This window comes from Kitasatospora sp. NPDC096128, from assembly GCF_040303105.1.
GTDB lineage: Bacteria > Actinomycetota > Actinomycetes > Streptomycetales > Streptomycetaceae > Kitasatospora.
The window spans coordinates 1-1,364 of the sequence record NZ_JBEOSP010000123.1; the positions used below are offsets into that span (position 1 = coordinate 1).

General features: G+C 70.7%; 2 protein-coding genes. One reads left to right on the top strand and one right to left on the bottom strand.

Going from position 1 to position 1,364, the window contains the following annotated elements; translation table 11 throughout:
• A partial coding sequence (locus ABTY61_RS41845; protein ID WP_350510495.1) for an electron transfer flavoprotein subunit alpha/FixB family protein occupies positions 1-396 on the top strand: 396 nt, incomplete at its 5' end.
• Between the two features lie 202 nt (positions 397-598).
• Here ABTY61_RS41845 and ABTY61_RS41850 read toward each other — a convergent pair.
• The gene (locus ABTY61_RS41850; RefSeq protein WP_350510496.1) at positions 599-1,033 is read right to left on the bottom strand and encodes a PhlB family protein; all 435 of its coding nucleotides are present in this window, start codon (positions 1,031-1,033) and stop codon (positions 599-601) included.
• Between the last annotated feature and the right edge of the window lie 331 nt (positions 1,034-1,364).

Below are 1,364 nucleotides of genomic sequence, written 5' to 3' on the forward strand. Positions count from 1 at the left end.
GTCTCCACCGGCCGCCCCGAGCTGACCGAGGCCGCCATCGTGGTCTCCGGCGGCCGCGGCGTCGGTGCCGCCGAGGGCTTCGGCGTGGTCGAGGAGCTCGCGGACGCCCTGGATGCGGCCGTCGGTGCCTCGCGCGCCGCCGTCGACGCCGGCTGGTACCCGCACAGCTCCCAGGTCGGCCAGACCGGCAAGCAGGTCTCGCCCCAGCTGTACGTGGCGAACGGCATCTCGGGCGCGATCCAGCACCGGGCCGGCATGCAGACCTCGAAGACCATCGTGGCCGTCAACAAGGACCCCGAGGCCCCGATCTTCGAGCTGGCGGACTACGGCGTGGTCGGCGACCTCTTCCAGGTGCTGCCGCAGCTCACCGCCGAGGTGAAGACCCGCAAGGGCTGATCCCCCCGCGACGATCGGAGGGCGTGGCACTCGGTACCCCGGTACCGAGTGCCACGCCCTCCGGCGTTTCCGTGTTTTCGCGCTTCCGCGTCCGCTCGTCTCCGCCTCGGCACGCCGGCCGGCGACGGCGCGCTGTCCACCCGCCGACTGCGCGCCGTCCGCCCACCGTCCGCCCGCCGTCTGTCCGCCGACCGCTCCGCGACTACTCGGCGAAGGCCGCGAGGTGCTGGGTGAAGCCGCCCTTGGTCGGGGGCAGCGGGCGCGGTTCGAGGTCCTGCAGCGGCGGCGGCTCCTCCATCGGCAGCAGCCGCAGCTCGGGCTGCTCGGAGTCGGGGGAGGAGTACAGCCGTACCCGGGTGCCGACCGGGACGGTGCTGCGCATCCCGTCCACGATGCACCAGACGTCGAACCCCTCCTCCATCCGGATCAGCGACTTCTGGCGGACCAGCGGCGTCCGGGCCTGCTCGACCGCGCAGCGCCGGACGACGCCGGTGCCCTCGCTGGGCTCCAGGCGCAGCTCGGTGGAGCCGCAGGTGGGGCAGAGCAGCCGTTGGAAGGTCGGGTTGTTGCACCAGGTACAGCGCTGGAAGTACAGCGTCGTACTCCGGGTGTCGGCATCGATGGCTGAGTGGACCACGCTGTCTTCTCCCTGCACTCGGACCGGCTCCGGCGGCGGACGTACGGCCGCCGCACGGCCGACCCGCGGCGGACGTGCGCCCGGTGTTCGGCGGTGGTTCGGCTGTAGTTCGGCAGGAAAAGGATAGGGAACTCAGTGCCGCCCTGTGAAGGCACTGAGTTCCCTTTTTGCCGTGCACGTGCATAATGAAGGGTACTGAGTACCGTCGTGAAACAGGAGTGGCGATCATGAGCCAGGACTTCGATCTCTTCCGCATCTCCGAGGAGCACGAGATGCTCCGTGAGGCGGTGCGTTCGCTGGCCGAGGCGAAGATCGCTCCGTTCGCGGCGGA